The organism is Ensifer sp. 22521 (assembly GCF_052044795.1).
In the GTDB taxonomy this organism is placed as follows: Bacteria; Pseudomonadota; Alphaproteobacteria; order Rhizobiales; family Rhizobiaceae; genus Ensifer.
In genome coordinates this window covers 1-19,704 of the sequence record NZ_JBQENM010000052.1, presented here as the reverse complement: position 1 = coordinate 19,704, position 19,704 = coordinate 1, and the positions used below count along the sequence as shown (strand labels likewise).

15 protein-coding genes and 1 tRNA gene are annotated in these 19,704 nt (G+C 59.7%); 14 read left to right on the top strand and 2 right to left on the bottom strand.

Features of this window, described 5'->3' with window-relative positions:
- A partial coding sequence (gene tuf / locus ACTJKE_RS35780; protein ID WP_034795467.1) for an elongation factor Tu occupies positions 1-1,176 on the top strand: 1,176 nt, incomplete at its 5' end.
- A gap of 15 nt (positions 1,177-1,191) precedes the next feature.
- Here tuf (ACTJKE_RS35780) and ACTJKE_RS35775 read toward each other — a convergent pair.
- Positions 1,192-1,602, bottom strand: coding sequence for a GrpB family protein (locus tag ACTJKE_RS35775; protein WP_244495666.1), 411 nt, complete (start codon positions 1,600-1,602; stop codon positions 1,192-1,194).
- 375 nt (positions 1,603-1,977) lie between these two features.
- Here ACTJKE_RS35775 and ACTJKE_RS35770 point away from each other — a divergent pair.
- The 9 genes from ACTJKE_RS35770 to rpoC all read left to right on the top strand — a co-directional run bounded on the left by ACTJKE_RS35770 (position 1,978) and on the right by rpoC (position 14,428).
- Positions 1,978-2,053: transfer RNA gene (locus ACTJKE_RS35770), tRNA-Trp, on the top strand.
- A 198-nt stretch (positions 2,054-2,251) separates the two neighbouring features.
- Entirely contained in the window at positions 2,252-2,452 is a 201-nt protein-coding gene (gene secE / locus ACTJKE_RS35765; RefSeq protein WP_034795473.1) for a preprotein translocase subunit SecE, read from the top strand.
- Between the two features lie 16 nt (positions 2,453-2,468).
- A complete protein-coding gene (nusG, locus tag ACTJKE_RS35760; protein WP_034795476.1) occupies positions 2,469-2,999 on the top strand; it encodes a transcription termination/antitermination protein NusG in 531 nt (176 codons plus the stop codon).
- Between the two features lie 207 nt (positions 3,000-3,206).
- Positions 3,207-3,638, top strand: a complete 432-nt coding sequence (gene rplK, locus ACTJKE_RS35755; RefSeq protein ID WP_043626293.1) for a 50S ribosomal protein L11 — start codon at positions 3,207-3,209, stop codon at positions 3,636-3,638.
- A 4-nt stretch (positions 3,639-3,642) separates the two neighbouring features.
- The gene (gene rplA / locus ACTJKE_RS35750; protein ID WP_057252169.1) at positions 3,643-4,341 is read left to right on the top strand and encodes a 50S ribosomal protein L1; all 699 of its coding nucleotides are present in this window, start codon (positions 3,643-3,645) and stop codon (positions 4,339-4,341) included.
- Positions 4,342-4,672: 331 nt separating this feature from the next.
- Positions 4,673-5,191: a 50S ribosomal protein L10 gene (gene rplJ / locus ACTJKE_RS35745; RefSeq protein WP_057252170.1), complete on the top strand. Its 519-nt coding sequence runs from the start codon at positions 4,673-4,675 to the stop codon at positions 5,189-5,191.
- Between the two features lie 58 nt (positions 5,192-5,249).
- Positions 5,250-5,633, top strand: a complete 384-nt coding sequence (rplL, locus tag ACTJKE_RS35740) for a 50S ribosomal protein L7/L12 (protein WP_057252171.1) — start codon at positions 5,250-5,252, stop codon at positions 5,631-5,633.
- Between the two features lie 266 nt (positions 5,634-5,899).
- The gene (gene rpoB, locus ACTJKE_RS35735; protein ID WP_057252172.1) at positions 5,900-10,039 is read left to right on the top strand and encodes a DNA-directed RNA polymerase subunit beta; all 4,140 of its coding nucleotides are present in this window, start codon (positions 5,900-5,902) and stop codon (positions 10,037-10,039) included.
- Between the two features lie 183 nt (positions 10,040-10,222).
- Positions 10,223-14,428, top strand: a complete 4,206-nt coding sequence (gene rpoC / locus ACTJKE_RS35730; RefSeq protein WP_057252173.1) for a DNA-directed RNA polymerase subunit beta' — start codon at positions 10,223-10,225, stop codon at positions 14,426-14,428.
- A 134-nt stretch (positions 14,429-14,562) separates the two neighbouring features.
- Here rpoC and ACTJKE_RS35725 read toward each other — a convergent pair whose 3' ends face one another.
- Positions 14,563-14,859 (bottom strand): transcriptional regulator, encoded by a 297-nt coding sequence (locus tag ACTJKE_RS35725; RefSeq protein ID WP_113133384.1) that lies wholly within the window; start codon positions 14,857-14,859, stop codon positions 14,563-14,565.
- A gap of 564 nt (positions 14,860-15,423) precedes the next feature.
- On the opposite strand from ACTJKE_RS35725, the gene rpsL reads away from it, so the two are divergent.
- The 4 genes from rpsL to tuf (ACTJKE_RS35705) all read left to right on the top strand — a co-directional run.
- Complete coding sequence (rpsL, locus tag ACTJKE_RS35720) at positions 15,424-15,795, top strand: 30S ribosomal protein S12 (RefSeq protein ID WP_003507760.1); 372 nt, start codon at positions 15,424-15,426, stop codon at positions 15,793-15,795.
- 78 nt (positions 15,796-15,873) lie between these two features.
- Positions 15,874-16,344: a 30S ribosomal protein S7 gene (rpsG, locus tag ACTJKE_RS35715; protein ID WP_057252175.1), complete on the top strand. Its 471-nt coding sequence runs from the start codon at positions 15,874-15,876 to the stop codon at positions 16,342-16,344.
- A gap of 33 nt (positions 16,345-16,377) precedes the next feature.
- Entirely contained in the window at positions 16,378-18,477 is a 2,100-nt protein-coding gene (gene fusA / locus ACTJKE_RS35710; RefSeq protein ID WP_057252176.1) for an elongation factor G, read from the top strand.
- 70 nt (positions 18,478-18,547) lie between these two features.
- Positions 18,548-19,704: elongation factor Tu (gene tuf, locus ACTJKE_RS35705; protein WP_057252251.1), on the top strand; the 1,157-nt coding region annotated here is incomplete at its 3' end.

Below are 19,704 nucleotides of genomic sequence, written 5' to 3'. Positions count from 1 at the left end.
ATGGCAAAGAGCAAATTTGAGCGCAACAAGCCGCACGTTAACATTGGCACGATTGGCCACGTTGACCATGGCAAGACGTCGCTGACCGCAGCGATCACGAAGTACTTCGGCGAGTTCAAGGCGTATGACCAGATCGACGCTGCGCCGGAAGAAAAGGCCCGTGGTATCACCATTTCGACGGCCCACGTTGAGTACGAGACGCCGAACCGTCACTACGCTCACGTTGACTGCCCCGGCCACGCCGACTACGTCAAGAACATGATCACCGGTGCGGCTCAGATGGACGGCGCGATCCTGGTTTGCTCGGCTGCTGACGGCCCGATGCCGCAGACCCGCGAGCACATCCTGCTCGCCCGCCAGGTTGGCGTTCCGGCAATCGTCGTGTTCCTCAACAAGGTCGACCAGGTTGACGACGCCGAGCTTCTCGAGCTCGTCGAACTCGAAGTTCGCGAACTTCTGTCGTCCTACGAATTCCCGGGCGACGACATTCCGATCATCAAGGGCTCGGCTCTTGCAGCTCTGGAAGATTCGGACAAGAAGATCGGCGAAGACGCGATCCGCGAGCTGATGGCCGCTGTTGACGCCTACATCCCGACGCCGGAGCGTCCGATCGACCAGCCGTTCCTGATGCCGATCGAAGACGTGTTCTCGATCTCGGGCCGTGGTACGGTTGTGACCGGTCGCGTTGAGCGCGGTATCGTCAAGGTCGGCGAAGAAGTTGAAATCGTCGGCATCCGCGACACGTCGAAGACGACGGTTACGGGCGTTGAAATGTTCCGCAAGCTGCTCGACCAGGGCCAGGCCGGCGACAACATCGGCGCGCTGATCCGTGGTGTTAACCGTGACGGCGTTGAGCGTGGCCAGATCCTGTGCAAGCCGGGTTCGGTCAAGCCGCACAAGAAGTTCATGGCCGAAGCCTACATCCTGACGAAGGAAGAAGGCGGCCGTCATACGCCGTTCTTCACGAATTACCGTCCGCAGTTCTACTTCCGCACGACGGACGTGACGGGCATCGTGACGCTGCCGGAAGGCACGGAAATGGTCATGCCGGGCGACAACGTCACCGTTGCCGTCGAGCTGATCGTTCCGATCGCGATGGAAGAAAAGCTGCGCTTCGCGATCCGCGAAGGCGGCCGTACCGTCGGCGCAGGCATCGTAGCCTCGATCGTCGAGTAATCTGCTGGTTTCAGATCAGTAGAGAGGCCCCGCTGGCAACGGCGGGGCCTTTTTCGTTGCAGGAGCTGCCAGGACTTCATCGATAAAGTCGCGCTTGCCGTGGGTGTAGATATCCCAATCGCCATTGGCGTCTGTGGCAAGCCGCTTTTTCAGCGTCTCGTATCGCTCGGCATAGTCCGGCCGTTCACGCAACTGGTCGCGGAAGAGGAGGCGTGCCGCATGAGCGGCGTTGTCGCCAGAGCAAAGATAGAGGCGCGTGCCGTAGGGGCGCGTATCGGTGGTGAAGGTCCAGAGGCCGCTTGCGTGCGGATCGCGGTGAAAGGTGTAGCCGATGCTGCGAAGGCGCGCAGTCAGCTCCGGCAGCCTTCTCAGATCCGCGATGACCGCATCGATATCGATCTTCGGCTTCGCCGGCAATCCGGGCACTGCGGTGCTGCCGATGTGATGGACCTCGCGGACGAAGGGTGAAGCAGCGTCGCGATCTCTGAGGCTCGCTCTTCAAACAACAAAGCCAGCAGGGACCGTATTCGGCCAGCGTGATGCGCGACGTATGATTCGGCTCCCGGCAATTGCCGGCAGGATAGCGGATTCCCGACTTCGCGCGCCGCGGGAATTACGGCAGGCTCGACAATGACTTGCGCCCGTTCGTGACGCCGGAGGCGGCAGGGCAGGGGGTTGTTGCAATTCGATGAGGATTTTTTCGCTTCTTCGGTGAAAGGTGCTTGTCATCCTCCGGCAAACTGAATATTAAGCCGCTGACTTGAGGCGGCGACGCGTCGTTAGACGAAGGCGCAGCTGAATAGGGGTATAGCTCAGTTGGTAGAGCGGCGGTCTCCAAAACCGCAGGTCGGGGGTTCGAGCCCCTCTGCCCCTGCCATTTCTCTCGCGCTTGCATAAAGGCTGAGGGGACGGCAAACTAAAGCTTAAGGACCGGTGACCCGGTCGACGAAATTCACAAAAAAGACTGATTGGCTCTTGTGGTTTTCAGAATCGGTCTTTATGTAGGGTCCAAACAGACACGCGGTGCGTGGGGCTGAATCATCGGCTTTACGCGCCGTAATGGCGTGAGCATTACATGGCATCCAAAACGAATCCGGTAACGTTTCTGCAGCAGGTTCGCTCGGAGACGTCGAAAGTGACTTGGCCTTCTCGGCGCGAGACGATGATCTCGACGCTGATGGTCTTTGTCATGGTCTTTTTTGCCGCTGCCTTCTTCTTTGCTGCGGACCAGTTGATGGGTTGGGCGATCGGCCTCATCCTCAACGTTGGCGCTTGATTGGGTGGAGGGTAGTATGGCTGCGCGCTGGTATATTGTTCACGCCTATTCGAACTTCGAAAAGAAGGTCGCTGAATCGATCGAAGAAAAGGCCAAGCAGAAGGGTCTCGAGCATTTGTTCGAGAAGATTCTCGTGCCGACCGAGAAGGTTGTCGAAGTGCGTCGTGGCCGCAAGGTCGACGCCGAGCGCAAGTTCTTCCCGGGCTACGTTCTGGTTCGCGCCAATCTGACGGATGAGGCTTTCCATCTCATCAAGAATACGCCGAAGGTAACGGGTTTCCTCGGTACCGACAGCAAGCCGGTTCCGATTCCGGACCATGAGGCTGAGCGCATCCTTGGTCAGGTCCAGGATGGCGTCGAGCGTCCGAAGCCGTCGGTCTCGTTCGAGATCGGCGAGCAGGTCCGCGTTTCGGATGGTCCGTTCGCCTCGTTCAATGGCGTCGTTCAGGACGTCGACGAAGAGCGTTCGCGCCTCAAGGTCGAGGTTTCGATCTTCGGTCGCGCGACGCCGGTCGAGCTGGAATACGGTCAGGTCGAGAAGGTCTGAGAAGATCTCAAGAGATAGGGCGGGTTGCGACCCGTTCTGGCGGAGAAATCCGCATGCGCGTGGAAGGGGAGCGACCTTAGCCGGGTCGGATCGTCCGTACCACGCAACCGCAGCCGCCGATCCCCGTGATCGGCAACAAGCCGGGCAACCGGCGTAACAGATCCCGGTGCGATCCGTCGCAAGGGGATTTCAGAAAGGCAGAGAGAAATGGCTAAGAAAGTTGCAGGCCAGCTCAAGCTGCAGGTGAAGGCTGGGTCGGCCAATCCGTCCCCGCCGATCGGTCCTGCGCTCGGTCAGCGTGGCATTAACATCATGGAATTCTGCAAGGCGTTCAATGCCGCCACGCAGGAAATGGAAAAGGGTATGCCGATCCCGGTCGTCATCACCTATTACCAGGACAAGTCCTTCACTTTCGTCATGAAGCAGCCGCCGGTCAGCTACTTCCTGAAGAAGGAAGCAAAGATCCAGTCCGGTTCGAAGACCCCCGGCAAGGGTGGCTCGGCTGGCAAGCTCACCAAGGCTCAGATCAAGTCGATCGCCGAAGCCAAGATGAAGGATCTCAATGCTGCCGATATCGAAGGCGCAATGGCCATGATCGAGGGCTCTGCCCGCGCTATGGGCCTGGAAGTGGTAGGCTAAGACCATGGCGAAGATTGCAAAGCGTGTACAGAAGTCCCGCGAGGGCGTCGATCCGACGAAGATCTACGGTCTCACCGAGGCCGTTTCGATGGTCAAGGAACGTGCAACTGCCAAGTTCGACGAGACCATCGAAGTTGCGATGAACCTCGGCGTTGACCCGCGCCACGCCGACCAGATGGTCCGCGGCGTCGTCAACCTGCCGAACGGCACCGGCCGCTCGGTTCGCGTCGCCGTTTTCGCACGTGGCGCCAAGGCTGACGAAGCCAAGGCTGCCGGTGCTGACGTCGTTGGCGCGGAAGAGCTCGTTGAAATCGTTCAGGGCGGCAAGATCGATTTCGATCGCTGCATCGCAACCCCGGACATGATGCCGCTCGTCGGTCGCCTCGGTAAGGTTCTCGGCCCGCGTGGCATGATGCCGAACCCGAAGGTCGGCACCGTCACGATGGACGTCGCTGGTGCCGTCAAGGCATCCAAGGGCGGCGCCGTCGAGTTCCGCGTCGAAAAGGCCGGTATCGTTCACGCCGGCATCGGCAAGGCATCCTTCGATGCCAAGGCACTGGAAGAAAACATCCGTGCCTTCGCAGACGCAGTGATCAAGGCAAAGCCGACCGGCGCCAAGGGCAACTACGTCAAGCGCGTCGCTATTTCGTCGACCATGGGCCCAGGCCTCAAGATCGACCCGGCCACGCTCAGCGTCGCTTAATCGTTTTCGGGCTTCGGCCCGGTACCAAATTCCCGGCCTTTCGGGGCCGGGAATTCCGGACGTCAAGTCCGGAACTCCTGTCCGAGATTGCGGGTGGTTTTACCTTAATCACTTCGGCCTGCATGAGACGGGTAAGATCTGAATTTCGCTATGGCGCCGGAGGCGTCGAAATTCGGTTCGAACCTCGCTTGCCTTGTGTCAGACCCGGCTCTTCCGGGAACGCCAAGGGACAGGATCCTTAAGCGTTACGTGGGATCGAGCTCGATCTCGGGTGACAAAGGCAAACCCGGCGGGGCTGCAGTATTGCAACCCTGCCTACTGGAGACAGACAGTGGAAAGAGCGGAAAAACGCGAATTCGTCACGGAGCTGAACGAAGTCTTCAAGGCTTCCGGTTCGGTTGTCGTGGCCCACTATGCTGGTGTCACAGTTGCGCAGATGAACGACTTCCGTTCGAAGATGCGCGCTGCTGGCGGCACCGTCAAAGTCGCGAAAAACCGCCTGGCCAAGATCGCTCTTCAGGGCACCGAGTCGGAAGGGATGAGCAATCTCTTCAAGGGTCAGACGCTGATCGCATACAGCGAAGACCCGATCACGGCTCCTAAGGTCGTCATGGATTTCGCCAAGACCAACGACAAGCTCGTTGTTCTCGGTGGCGCCATGGGCACAACCACGCTCAACGCCGAAGCAGTCAAGTCGCTCGCGACCCTGCCTTCGCTCGACGAGCTGCGCGCAAAGCTGCTGGGCCTTCTCAATGCCCCGGCAACCCGCGTCGCAACGGTTGTTGCAGCACCGGCAAGCCAGCTTGCTCGCGTGTTCTCGGCCTATGCCAAGAAGGACGAAGCCGCCTAAGGCGGATTTTCGCTGTTGTATTTAAAACCAGTTCGAACCGAACAAAAGGAAAAGTAAAATGGCTGATCTCGCAAAGATCGTTGAAGACCTCTCCTCGCTGACCGTTCTGGAAGCTGCTGAGCTTTCCAAGCTGCTCGAAGAGAAGTGGGGCGTTTCGGCTGCTGCTCCGGTAGCTGTTGCTGTTGCTGGCGGCGCTGCCGGCGGTGCTGCTGCTGCTGCTGAAGAAGAAAAGACCGAATTTGACGTTATCCTCGTTGACGCTGGCGCCAACAAGATCAACGTCATCAAGGAAGTCCGCGCCATCACCGGTCTCGGCCTCAAGGAAGCCAAGGACCTCGTCGAAGGCGCTCCTAAGCCGGTTAAGGAAGCAGTTTCCAAGGCTGAAGCTGCTGACCTCAAGAAGAAGCTCGAAGACGCTGGCGCCAAGGTTGACGTCAAGTAATTCGGCATTTTGCAAGGGGAGGTGGCCATTTCGGCCGCCTCTCTTTGACCGTTTTTGGAACATATTACCCAAAAGCCTGTCGAAAAACGGCTTTTGGGTAATGGGTTCTTCAAGAGGATGGTCTCGAACGGAAGGCAGCACAGCAATCCGCGCTGAGCGTTTTCCGTTAGCTGGACGAGATTGGACTACTCATTGATTGACGGGGTCGACTGGCCATCGGTTCCCGTCCGTTGCAGGCCCGGATGCAAGATTGACAAGGAGCGACGATGGCTCAGACCCTTTCGTTTAACGGTCGCAGGCGCGTACGCAAGTTTTTTGGTAAAATTCCAGAAGTCGCAGAAATGCCGAACCTCATCGAGGTTCAGAAGGCATCCTACGACCAGTTTCTGATGGTTGAAGAGCCCAAGGGCGGTCGCCCTGATGAGGGGCTCCAAGCTGTTTTCAAGTCCGTTTTCCCGATCAAGGATTTCTCGGGCGCATCGATGCTTGAGTTCGTGTCCTACGAATTCGAGCCGCCGAAGTTCGACGTCGAGGAATGCCGTCAGCGCGATCTGACCTACGCAGCGCCGCTCAAGGTGACGCTGCGCCTCATCGTATTCGATATCGACGAGGATACCGGCGCGAAGTCGATCAAGGACATCAAGGAACAGAACGTCTACATGGGCGACATGCCGCTCATGACCGACAACGGTACCTTCATCGTCAATGGTACCGAGCGCGTTATCGTTTCGCAGATGCACCGGTCGCCGGGCGTGTTCTTCGACCACGACAAGGGCAAGAGCCATTCGTCGGGCAAGCTGCTCTTCGCAGCACGCGTCATTCCTTACCGCGGTTCCTGGCTCGACATCGAGTTCGACGCCAAGGACATCGTGCATGCCCGTATCGACCGCCGCCGCAAGATTCCGGTGTCGTCGCTGCTGATGGCGCTCGGCATGGACGGCGAGGAAATCCTCGACACCTTCTACACGAAGTCGCTTTACCAGCGCGACGGCGAAGGCTGGCGCGTGCCGTTCCAGCCGGATGCCCTGAAGGGTCAGAAGGCCATCACCGAGATGGTCGACGCCGACACCGGTGAAGTCGTCGTTGAAGCTGGCAAGAAGCTGACCCCGCGTCTGCTTCGTCAGTTGCAGGACAAGGGTCTGAAGGCGCTCAAGGCGACCAATGATGACCTCTACGGCAACTATCTTGCCGAAGACGTCGTCAACTTCGCAACCGGTGAAATCTACCTCGAAGCAGGCGACGAGATCGACGAGAAGACGCTTCCCGTCATTCTGTCGGCCGGCTTCGACGAAATCCCGGTTCTCGACATCGACCATATCAATGTCGGCGCGTACATCCGCAACACGCTGACCGTAGACAAGAACGAGAACCGTCAGGACGCTCTGTTCGATATCTACCGCGTGATGCGTCCGGGCGAGCCGCCGACCATGGATTCCGCGGAAGCCATGTTCAACACGCTGTTCTTCGACGCCGAGCGCTACGACCTCTCGGCCGTCGGCCGCGTCAAGATGAACATGCGCCTCGACCTTGAAGTTGCGGATACCGTCCGTATCCTGCGCAAGGAAGACATCCTGGCTGTCGTCAAGATGCTCGTCGAACTGCGCGACGGTAAGGGCGAAATCGACGACATCGACAACCTCGGCAACCGCCGTGTTCGTTCGGTCGGCGAGTTGATGGAAAACCAGTACCGCCTGGGTCTGTTGCGCATGGAGCGCGCGATCAAGGAACGCATGTCGTCGATCGAGATCGACACGGTCATGCCGCAGGACCTGATCAACGCCAAGCCGGCTGCCGCAGCCGTCCGCGAATTCTTCGGCTCCTCGCAGCTGTCGCAGTTCATGGACCAGGTGAACCCGCTTTCGGAAATCACCCACAAGCGCCGTCTTTCGGCACTTGGCCCGGGTGGTCTGACCCGCGAGCGCGCCGGCTTCGAAGTCCGCGACGTTCACCCGACGCACTACGGCCGTATTTGCCCGATCGAAACGCCGGAAGGCCCGAACATCGGTCTGATCAACTCGCTTGCGACCTTCGCCCGCGTCAACAAGTACGGCTTCATCGAAAGCCCGTACCGCAAGATCGTTGACGGCAAGGTGACGAACGACGTCGTCTATCTCTCGGCGATGGAAGAAGCGAAGTACCACGTCGCGCAGGCAAACTCGGTTCTTGAGAGCGACGGTTCGTTCTCGGAAGAATTCGTCGTTTGCCGTCACGCCGGCGAAGTTATGCTGGCTCCGCGCGACAACATCAACCTGATGGACGTTTCGCCGAAGCAGCTCGTTTCGGTCGCGGCCGCGCTCATCCCGTTCCTTGAGAACGACGACGCCAACCGTGCACTGATGGGCTCGAACATGCAGCGTCAGGCCGTGCCTCTGCTGCGCGCCGAAGCGCCGTTTGTCGGCACCGGCATGGAGCCGGTCGTTGCCCGTGACTCCGGCGCAGCAATCGCTGCCCGTCGTGGCGGCGTCGTCGACCAGGTTGACGCGACCCGTATCGTTATCCGCGCCACCGAAGACCTCGATCCGTCGAAGTCGGGCGTCGATATCTATCGTCTGCAGAAGTTCCAGCGTTCGAACCAGAACACCTGCGTCAACCAGCGCCCGCTGGTTACCGTCGGTGACGTTCTGAACAAGGGCGACATCATCGCCGACGGTCCTTCGACCGACCTCGGTGACCTGGCGCTCGGCCGCAACGCGCTCGTCGCGTTCATGCCGTGGAACGGCTACAACTACGAAGACTCGATCCTGCTCTCCGAGCGGATCGTGCGCGACGACGTGTTCACCTCCATCCACATCGAAGAATTCGAAGTGATGGCGCGTGACACGAAGCTGGGTCCGGAAGAAATCACCCGCGACATTCCGAACGTTTCGGAAGAAGCGCTGCGTAACCTCGACGAAGCCGGTATCGTTTATATCGGTGCTGAGGTTCAGCCGGGTGACATCCTCGTCGGCAAGATCACGCCGAAGGGCGAAAGCCCGATGACGCCGGAAGAAAAGCTTCTGCGCGCCATCTTCGGTGAAAAGGCTTCCGACGTTCGCGACACCTCGATGCGCATGCCCCCGGGCACCTTCGGTACCGTCGTCGAAGTTCGCGTCTTCAACCGCCACGGCGTTGAGAAGGACGAACGCGCGATGGCGATCGAGCGCGAGGAAATCGAACGCCTCGCCAAGGACCGCGACGACGAACAGGCGATCCTCGATCGCAACGTCTACGCACGTCTCGTCGACATGCTGCGTGGCCACACGGCCGTTGCCGGCCCGAAGGGCTTCAAGAAGGGCACCGAGCTTTCGAACCTCGTCGTCAGCGAATACCCCCGCTCGCAGTGGTGGATGTTCGCCGTCGAAGACGAAAAGGCTCAGGGCGAGATCGAAGCTCTGCGCGCCCAGTACGACGAATCCAAGTCGCGCCTTGAACAGCGCTTCATGGACAAGGTCGAGAAGGTCCAGCGCGGCGACGAAATGCCTCCGGGCGTCATGAAGATGGTCAAGGTCTTCGTCGCTGTGAAGCGCAAGATCCAGCCGGGCGACAAGATGGCCGGCCGTCACGGCAACAAGGGTGTCGTGTCGCGTATCGTGCCGATCGAAGACATGCCGTTCCTGGAAGACGGCACGCATGTCGACGTCGTTCTGAACCCGCTCGGCGTGCCTTCGCGCATGAACGTCGGCCAGATCCTCGAAACCCATCTCGGCTGGGCTTGCGCCGGCATGGGCAAGAAGATCGGCGCGATGCTCGATGCCTATAAGGCAGGCGCCGACATCCAGCCGCTGCGCGACACCATCGACAGCGTCATCGGGTCGGGCCCGAAGGGCGAGCCGATCAAGCAGTACGACGACGAGTCGATCGTGCGCTTGGCCGAGCAGACCCGTCGCGGCGTTTCGATCGCGACGCCGGTCTTCGACGGTGCTGTCGAAGCCGACGTCAACGAGATGCTGGAGCAGGCGGGCCTGAAGGTAACCGGTCAGTCGACGCTTTACGATGGCCGTACCGGCGATCAGTTCGACCGTCAGGTGACCGTGGGCTACATCTACATGCTGAAGCTCAACCACTTGGTCGACGACAAGATCCACGCCCGTTCGATCGGTCCGTACTCGCTCGTCACCCAGCAGCCGCTGGGCGGTAAGGCGCAGTTCGGCGGTCAGCGCTTCGGGGAAATGGAGGTCTGGGCGCTGGAAGCTTACGGCGCGGCCTACACCCTGCAGGAAATGCTGACGGTCAAGTCGGACGACGTTGCCGGTCGTACCAAGGTCTACGAAGCGATCGTCCGTGGCGACGATACCTTCGAAGCGGGCATTCCGGAGAGCTTCAACGTTCTCGTCAAGGAAATGCGCTCGCTGGGCCTTTCGGTCGAGCTCGAAAACTCGAAGGTCGACGAGGCTGGGGCGGCACAGTTGCCGGACGCAGCCGAGTAAAGAGACCCAAGGTGCGTGCCGCGATGCGGCGCGCACCGTTTCCGCCTGAAGACGCTGACGTCTTCGGCAGGAACAGAGCCGCAGCCAATGCGGTTTTAGCTGTTTAAGGGGCAGGGGCCGGCGCCCGGGATTTGTCGGCACCCTCGCCAAGCTCAGGGCGTAAAGCCCGTAAAGGAGACAGGCATGAACCAAGAGGTCATGAATCTTTTCAATCCGCAGGTGCCTGCACAGACCTTCGATTCCATCCGGATTTCGATCGCCTCGCCGGAGAAGATTCTTTCCTGGTCTTACGGTGAGATCAAGAAGCCGGAGACGATCAACTACCGTACGTTCAAGCCGGAACGCGACGGTCTGTTCTGCGCGCGCATCTTTGGCCCGATCAAGGACTACGAGTGCCTGTGCGGCAAGTACAAGCGCATGAAGTACAAGGGCATCATCTGCGAAAAGTGCGGCGTCGAAGTCACGCTGTCGCGCGTTCGCCGTGAGCGCATGGGCCACATCGAGCTCGCCGCTCCCGTCGCCCACATCTGGTTCCTGAAGTCGTTGCCTTCACGCATTTCGACGCTGCTCGACATGACGCTGAAGGATGTCGAACGCGTTCTGTACTTCGAAAACTACATCGTGACCGAGCCGGGTCTGACGTCGCTGAAGGAAAACCAGCTCCTCAGCGAAGAAGACTACATGCTCGCCGTCGATGAGTTCGGCGAAGATCAGTTCACCGCCATGATCGGCGCTGAAGCGATCTATGAAATGCTCGCTTCGATGAATTTGGAGAAGATCGCTGGTGACCTGCGCGCCGAGCTCGCTGAGACGACCTCGGATCTGAAGCAGAAGAAGCTGATGAAGCGCCTGAAGATCGTCGAGAACTTCATGGATTCCGGCAATCGTCCGGAATGGATGATCATGAAGGTCGTTCCGGTGATCCCGCCGGATCTGCGCCCGCTCGTGCCGCTCGACGGTGGCCGTTTCGCGACGTCGGATCTGAACGATCTCTACCGCCGCGTGATCAACCGTAACAACCGTCTGAAGCGCCTGATCGAACTGCGTGCTCCGGGCATCATCATCCGCAACGAAAAGCGCATGCTGCAGGAATCTGTCGATGCGCTGTTCGACAACGGCCGTCGCGGCCGCGTCATCACCGGCGCCAACAAGCGTCCGCTGAAGTCGCTGTCCGACATGCTCAAGGGCAAGCAGGGCCGCTTCCGTCAGAACCTGCTCGGCAAGCGCGTCGACTATTCCGGCCGTTCGGTCATCGTAACCGGTCCGGAACTGAAGCTGCACCAGTGCGGTCTTCCGAAGAAGATGGCGCTCGAGCTGTTCAAGCCGTTCATCTATGCGCGTCTTGACGCCAAGGGCTTCTCCTCGACCGTCAAGCAGGCCAAGAAGCTCGTTGAAAAGGAAAAGCCGGAAGTCTGGGATATCCTCGACGAGGTCATCCGCGAGCATCCGGTTCTCCTGAACCGCGCGCCGACGCTGCACCGCCTGGGCATCCAGGCCTTCGAACCGACCCTGGTCGAAGGCAAGGCGATCCAGCTGCATCCGCTCGTCTGCACGGCCTTCAACGCCGACTTCGACGGTGACCAGATGGCCGTTCACGTGCCGCTGTCTCTCGAAGCCCAGCTCGAAGCACGCGTGCTGATGATGTCGACGAACAACATTCTGCACCCGGCAAACGGCGCGCCGATCATCGTTCCGTCGCAGGATATGGTTCTCGGTCTCTACTACTTGTCGATCCTGAACCAGAACGAGCCGGGCGAAGGCATGGCGTTCTCGGACATGGGCGAGCTGCATCACGCGCTCGAAACCAAGGCCGTGACCCTGCATGCCAAGATCCGTGGCCGCTTCAAGACCGTCGATGCCGAGGGCAACCCGGTTTCGAAGATCTACGAAACGACGCCTGGCCGCATGATCATCGGCGAACTGTTGCCGCGCAACGTCAACGTGCCGTTCGAGACCTGCAACCAGGAAATGACCAAGAAGAACATCTCCAAGATGATCGACACGGTTTACCGTCACTGCGGTCAGAAAGACACGGTCATCTTCTGCGACCGCATCATGCAGCTCGGCTTTGCCCATGCTTGCCGCGCCGGCATTTCGTTCGGCAAGGACGACATGGTCATCCCGGACACCAAGGTGAAGATCGTCGGCGATACTGAAGCGCTCGTGAAGGAATACGAGCAGCAGTACAACGACGGCCTCATCACCCAGGGCGAAAAGTACAACAAGGTTGTCGACGCCTGGGGCAAGGCGACCGAAAAGGTCGCCGACGAAATGATGGCCCGCATTAAGGCGGTGGAGTTCGACGAAAACGGTCGTCAGAAGCCGATGAACTCGATCTACATGATGTCGCACTCCGGCGCCCGTGGTTCTCCGAACCAGATGCGCCAGCTGGGCGGCATGCGCGGCCTGATGGCCAAGCCGTCGGGCGAAATCATCGAGACGCCGATCATCTCGAACTTCAAGGAAGGCCTCACCGTTAACGAGTACTTCAACTCGACCCACGGTGCCCGTAAGGGTCTGGCCGACACCGCCTTGAAGACTGCGAACTCCGGTTACCTGACCCGTCGTCTCGTCGACGTCGCGCAGGATTGCATCGTCAACTCCGTCGATTGCGGCACCGAAAACGGTCTCACAATGACGGCGATCGTCGACGCCGGTCAGGTTGTGGCCTCGCTTGGCGCTCGTATTCTTGGCCGTACGGCTCTGGACGACATCGATCACCCGGTCACGGGCGCTCGCATCGTCGATGCCGGCCGGATGATCCTGGAACCCGACGTCATCGAGATCGAGAAGGCTGGTATCCAGTCGATCCGCATCCGCTCGGCGCTGACCTGCGAAATCCAGACGGGCGTTTGCGGCGTCTGCTACGGCCGCGACCTGGCTCGTGGTACGCCGGTCAACATGGGCGAAGCGGTTGGCGTTATCGCTGCACAGTCGATCGGTGAGCCGGGCACCCAGCTCACCATGCGTACCTTCCACCTGGGTGGTACGGCGACCGTGGTCGACCAGTCGTTCCTGGAAGCGTCCTACGAAGGGACGGTCCAGATCAAGAACCGCAACATGCTGCGCAACTCGGACGGCGTACTCGTCGCGATGGGCCGTAACATGGCGGTCCAGATCCTGGACGAGCGTGGCGTCGAGCGTTCGTCGCAGCGTGTTGCCTATGGTTCGAAGATCCTCGTCGACGATGGCGACAAGGTGAAGCGCGGCCAGCGTCTCGCCGAGTGGGACCCCTACACCCGTCCGATGATGACGGAAGTAGAAGGTACCGTTCACTTCGAAGACGTCGTCGACGGCATCTCGGTGCTCGAAGCGACCGACGAGTCGACCGGTATCACCAAGCGCCAGGTTATCGACTGGCGTTCGACCCCGCGTGGTACGGACCTCAAGCCGGCGATCGTCATCAAGGACAAGAACGGCGCAGTTGCCAAGCTGTCGCGCGGCGGCGAAGCCCGCTTCTTGCTCTCGGTCGACGCGATCCTCTCGGTCGAACCCGGCCAGAAGGTCAGCCAGGGTGACGTTCTCGCTCGTTCGCCGCTCGAAAGCGCCAAGACCAAGGACATCACCGGTGGTCTGCCGCGTGTTGCCGAACTGTTCGAAGCCCGTCGTCCGAAGGATCACGCCATCATCGCTGAGATCGATGGCACCGTTCGCTTCGGCCGCGACTACAAGAACAAGCGTCGCGTTCTGATCGAGCCGGCGGAAGACGGTGTCGAGCCGGTCGAGTACCTGATCCCGAAGGGCAAGCCCTTCCATCTTCAGGATGGCGACTACATCGAAAAGGGCGACTACATCCTCGACGGCAACCCGGCGCCGCACGACATCCTGGCGATCAAGGGCGTGGAAGCACTTGCTTCCTACCTGGTCAACGAAATCCAGGAAGTCTACCGACTGCAGGGCGTTGTCATCAACGACAAGCACATCGAAGTCATCGTTCGCCAGATGCTGCAGAAGGTGGAAATCACCGATGCCGGCGACTCGACCTACATCGTCGGTGACAATGTCGACCGGATCGAGCTCGAAGACGTCAACGACGGCCTGATCGAACAGGGCAAGAAGCCGGCATACGGCGATCCGGTCCTGCTCGGCATCACCAAGGCGTCGCTGCAGACACCGTCCTTCATCTCGGCGGCTTCGTTCCAGGAAACCACCAAGGTCCTGACCGAAGCGGCGATCGCTGGTAAGACGGACGGCCTGCAGGGCCTGAAGGAAAACGTCATCGTCGGCCGTCTGATCCCGGCCGGTACCGGTGGCACGATGACCCAGATCCGCCGCATCGCAACCGCGCGCGACGAAATGATCCTGGAAGAACGTCGTCGTGGCACGGGCGCCGAGGCAGCAACGCCAATGCTTGCCGATCTCGCCAACGAGAACGCTGCAGCCGAATAAGCGGGGAGGGCGGGTTATTCCGCCCTCTGACCCACACAAAGAAGAAGCCGCCGAGAGCGATCTCGGCGGCTTCTTCTTTTGGGCGGTCGCCCCGCGCGGCAACGGCGAGGGCGAAGGTCACTTGACTGCAAAGATTAGCTAAAGCGGATGATCGCCACTTCGCCTTCGAGTGCGCCCTGGTAGGCGGAGGCGTGGGGTTCGTCGCTCGGGATCTCGGTCAGTGTGCCGATCTGGTCCAGATCAGCCTCGAGAAAACCCTCTTCGGCAAGGGCGTTCAGTGCTTCGCGAACAGCGGTATCGTCGTCGGGCGCCTTGAGCATCACGTGAATGTCCACGCCGTCTTCGTCGCCGTCGGTCTCATAGGCCTTGCCGGTGATGATGAACACCATCGGTTCGTCCGGGGCATTGTCGTTGTCTGGGGTGACGGCCATATTGTTTCCTTTCGATTGGCTGGCGCGACCTTAGCGCCCTTTTTTGTCCGGCGCGATGGAAATGCATCGCGCCTCGAATGCTTCTGCAGCGACCGACTCGAAGATGGTGGAAAACCCCCACAAAGTGGTTGCCGATTCCTTAACCCTATCCGACACTCCGCCTGTCGAAGGGCCAAAGAGGCGGGCACCAGGTTCGAAACCATGTGCAAAAGCCTTGTTTTGCAGGCATGTCAGGCCTGCGCGCGATAGAATATTTCTTAATTGCCCTTGACTGTTGGCCTTGAAATCAGTACACCCCGCCGCATCGGAGCCCATGTGAGGCTGGCTGGTTCGGAACGTCGCGTTCTGGAGTTCGCCTCAAACAAGGTTCGAAACGCACGCCGACGACTACAATGCTGCACGCAAGACGCGCACGATAGTGCGTCCTCTGCTTTATTTGGGGCCATCTGCGGAAAAGCGGATCGGCCCCTGTTTTGCGCATTTCATGAGGCGTTCGAAACTGCCGGCGACGGCAACGATCCGCCCGCAAGGGTAACGTGATAAGATTTTGCAAGGGATGGGTATATGCCTACCGTAAACCAGCTGATCCGCAAGCCTCGTCAGGCACAGGTAAAGCGCAATAAGGTTCCTGCTCTGCAGGAAAACCCGCAGAAGCGTGGCGTTTGCACCCGCGTTTACACCACGACCCCGAAGAAGCCGAACTCGGCTCTCCGTAAGGTTGCCAAGATTCGTCTGACGAACGGCTTCGAAGTCATCGGCTACATTCCGGGTGAAGGTCACAACCTTCAGGAACACTCGGTTGTCATGATCCGCGGCGGCCGCGTTAAGGACCTTCCGGGCGTTCGTTACCACATCATCCGTGGTGTTCTCGATACGCAGGGCGTCAAGAACCGCAAGCAGCGTCGTTCGAAGTACGGTGCGAAGCGTCCGAAGTAATTCGGTTTTGAAAATCCCGGCGCTGCGCGAGGTCCTCCGCGTGGTAAAGCGCTGAAACAGTTTGAAGAGACGAGAAGTATGTCCCGACGTCATAAAGCAGAAAAGCGCGAGATCAATCCGGATCCGAAGTTCGGTGATCTGGTTGTCACGAAGTTCATGAACGCCATCATGCTGCACGGCAAGAAGTCTGTTGCCGAAAGCATTGTCTACGGCGCGTTCGATGCGGTTCAGGTCAAGCTGAAGCAAGAGCCGATCACCGTATTCCACTCTGCGCTCGACAACATCGCGCCGCACGTTGAAGTGCGTTCGCGCCGCGTCGGTGGTGCAACTTACCAGGTTCCGGTCGATGTTCGTCCGGAGCGTCGCCAGGCCCTCGCCATCCGTTGGCTGATTGCGGCCGCACGCAAGCGTAACGAAACGACCATGGTTGATCGCCTGTGCGGCGAACTCATGGACGCAGCGAACAACCGTGGTAGCGCCGTGAAGAAGCGCGAAGACACGCACAAGATGGCTGATGCCAACCGTGCGTTCTCGCATTATCGCTGGTAATTCTGGCGCGAACGTCTCAAGAGGCAGTCCACTATGGCACGCGAATACAAAATCGAAGACTACCGTAATTTCGGTATTATGGCGCACATCGACGCTGGCAAGACCACGACGACTGAGCGCATCCTGTACTACACCGGCAAGTCCCACAAGATCGGCGAAGTCCACGACGGCGCTGCGACCATGGACTGGATGGAGCAGGAGCAGGAACGCGGCATCACCATCACCTCTGCTGCCACGACCACCTTCTGGAAGGGTCGTGACGGCAAGACCCGCCGCTTCAACATCATCGACACCCCCGGCCACGTTGACTTCACCATCGAAGTCGAGCGTTCGCTGCGCGTTCTCGACGGTGCTATTGCGCTTCTCGACGCCAACGCCGGTGTTGAGCCGCAGACGGAAACCGTCTGGCGTCAGGCTGAGAAGTACAATGTTCCGCGCATGATCTTCTGCAACAAGATGGACAAGACCGGCGCCGACTTCTACCGCTCGGTCGAGATGATCAAGACCCGTCTCGGTGCAACGGCTGTCGTCATGCAGCTGCCGATCGGCGCTGAAACCGAATTCAAGGGCGTTATCGATCTGATCGAGATGAACGCCCTCGTCTGGCGCGACGAGTCCCTCGGCGCTCAGTGGGACGTTGTCGAAATCCCGGACGACCTGAAGGACAAGGCCGAAGAATATCGCGAAAAGCTGATCGAGACCGTTGTCGAGATCGACGAAGCTGCGATGGAAGCCTATCTCGAAGGCAACATGCCCTCGAATGACAAGATCCGCGAACTCGTTCGCCGCGGTACCATCGACGTGAAGTTCCACCCGATGTTCTGCGGTACCGCGTTCAAGAACAAGGGCGTTCAGCCGCTTCTCGACGCTGTTGTTGACTACCTGCCGTCGCCGCTCGACATTCCGGCGATCAAGGGTATCGACGCCAAGACCGAAGCAGAGATCGAGCGTCACGCTGATGATGCCGAGCCGCTCTCGATGCTCGCGTTCAAGATCATGAACGACCCCTTCGTCGGTTCGCTGACCTTTGCGCGCATCTACTCGGGCAAGCTCGAAAAGGGCTCGTCGGTCATGAACACGGTCAAGGACAAGCGCGAGCGCGTGGGCCGCATGCTGCAGATGCACTCCAACAGCCGTGAAGACATCGAAGAAGCCTTCGCAGGCGACATCGTTGCTCTGGCTGGTCTCAAGGAAACCACGACGGGTGACACGCTCTGCGACCCGCTGAAGCCGGTTATCCTCGAGCGCATGGAGTTCCCCGAGCCGGTCATCCAGATCGCGATCGAGCCGAAGTCCAAGGGCGACCAGGAAAAGATGGGCCTCGCGCTCAACCGTCTGGCTGCCGAAGACCCATCCTTCCGCGTCAAGACTGACCAGGAATCCGGTCAGACGATCATCGCCGGCATGGGCGAACTTCACCTCGACATCATCGTCGACCGCATGCGTCGCGAGTTCAAGGTTGAAGCAAACGTCGGCGCGCCGCAGGTTGCTTACCGCGAAACCATCACGCGCCAGCACGAAGAAGACTACACGCACAAGAAGCAGTCCGGTGGTACCGGTCAGTTCGCGCGCGTCAAGATCGTCTTCGAACCGAACCCGGAAGGCGAAGACTTCAAGTTCGAATCCAAGATCGTCGGCGGTGCTGTTCCGAAGGAATACATCCCGGGCGTTCAGAAGGGTATCGAAAGCGTTCTGTCTTCGGGTCCGCTCGCTGGCTTCCCGATGCTGGGCGTCAAGGCGACGCTCATCGACGGCGCATTCCACGACGTCGACTCGTCGGTTCTGGCCTTCGAAATCGCATCGCGTGCTTGCTTCCGTGAAGCGGCCAAGAAGGCTGGCGCACAGCTTCTCGAGCCGATGATGAAGGTCGAAGTCGTAACGCCGGAAGACTATGTCGGTGACGTTATCGGCGACCTGAATTCTCGTCGTGGCCAGATCCAGGGCCAGGAATCGCGTGGCGTTGCTGTCGTCATCGCCGCAAACGTGCCGCTCGCGAACATGTTCAAGTACGTCGACAACCTGCGTTCGATGTCTCAGGGTCGCGCACAGTACACGATGACCTTCGATCACTACGCGCCGGTTCCGTCGAACGTCGCACAGGAAATCCAGGCGAAGTATTCCGGTCAGAAGTGACCGGAATACCCTTTCGCTGACAGAAGTTAAGAGTTTTCCCCGGTAGGGGATAGAAAACGGAGAGCCGGAAATGGCAAAGAGCAAATTTGAGCGCAACAAGCCGCACGTTAACATTGGCACGATTGGCCACGTTGACCATGGCAAGACGTCGCTGACCGCAGCGATCACGAAGTACTTCGGCGAGTTCAAGGCGTATGACCAGATCGACGCTGCGCCGGAAGAAAAGGCCCGTGGTATCACCATTTCGACGGCCCACGTTGAGTACGAGACGCCGAACCGTCACTACGCTCACGTTGACTGCCCCGGCCACGCCGACTACGTCAAGAACATGATCACCGGTGCGGCTCAGATGGACGGCGCGATCCTGGTTTGCTCGGCTGCTGACGGCCCGATGCCGCAGACCCGCGAGCACATCCTGCTCGCCCGCCAGGTTGGCGTTCCGGCAATCGTCGTGTTCCTCAACAAGGTCGACCAGGTTGACGACGCCGAGCTTCTCGAGCTCGTCGAACTCGAAGTTCGCGAACTTCTGTCGTCCTACGAATTCCCGGGCGACGACATTCCGATCATCAAGGGCTCGGCTCTTGCAGCTCTGGAAGATTCGGACAAGAAGATCGGCGAAGACGCGATCCGCGAGCTGATGGCCGCTGTTGACGCCTACATCCCGACGCCGGAGCGTCCGATCGACCAGCCGTTCCTGATGCCGATCGAAGACGTGTTCTCGATCTCGGGCCGTGGTACGGTTGTGACCGGTCGCGTTGAGCGCGGTATCGTCAAGGTCGGCGAAGAAGTTGAAATCGTCGGCATCCGCGACACGTCGAAGACGACGGTTACGGGCGTTGAAATGTTCCGCAAGCTGCTCGACCAGGGCCAGGCCGGCGACAACATCGGCGCGCTGATCCGTGGTGTTAACCGTGACGGCGTTGAGCGTGGCCAGATCCTGTGCAAGCCGGGTTCGGTCAAGCCGCACAAGAAGTTCATGGCCGAAGCCTACATCCTGACGAAGGAAGAAGGCGGCCGTCATACGCCGTTCTTCACGAATTACCGTCCGCAGTTCTACTTCCGCACGACGGACGTGACGGGCATCGTGACGCTGCCGGAAGGCACGGAAATGGTCATGCCGGGCGACAACGTCACCGTTGCCGTCGAGCTGATCGTTCCGATCGCGATGGAAGAAAAGCTGCGCTTCGCGATCCGCGAAGGCGGCCGTACCGTCGGCGCAGGCATCGT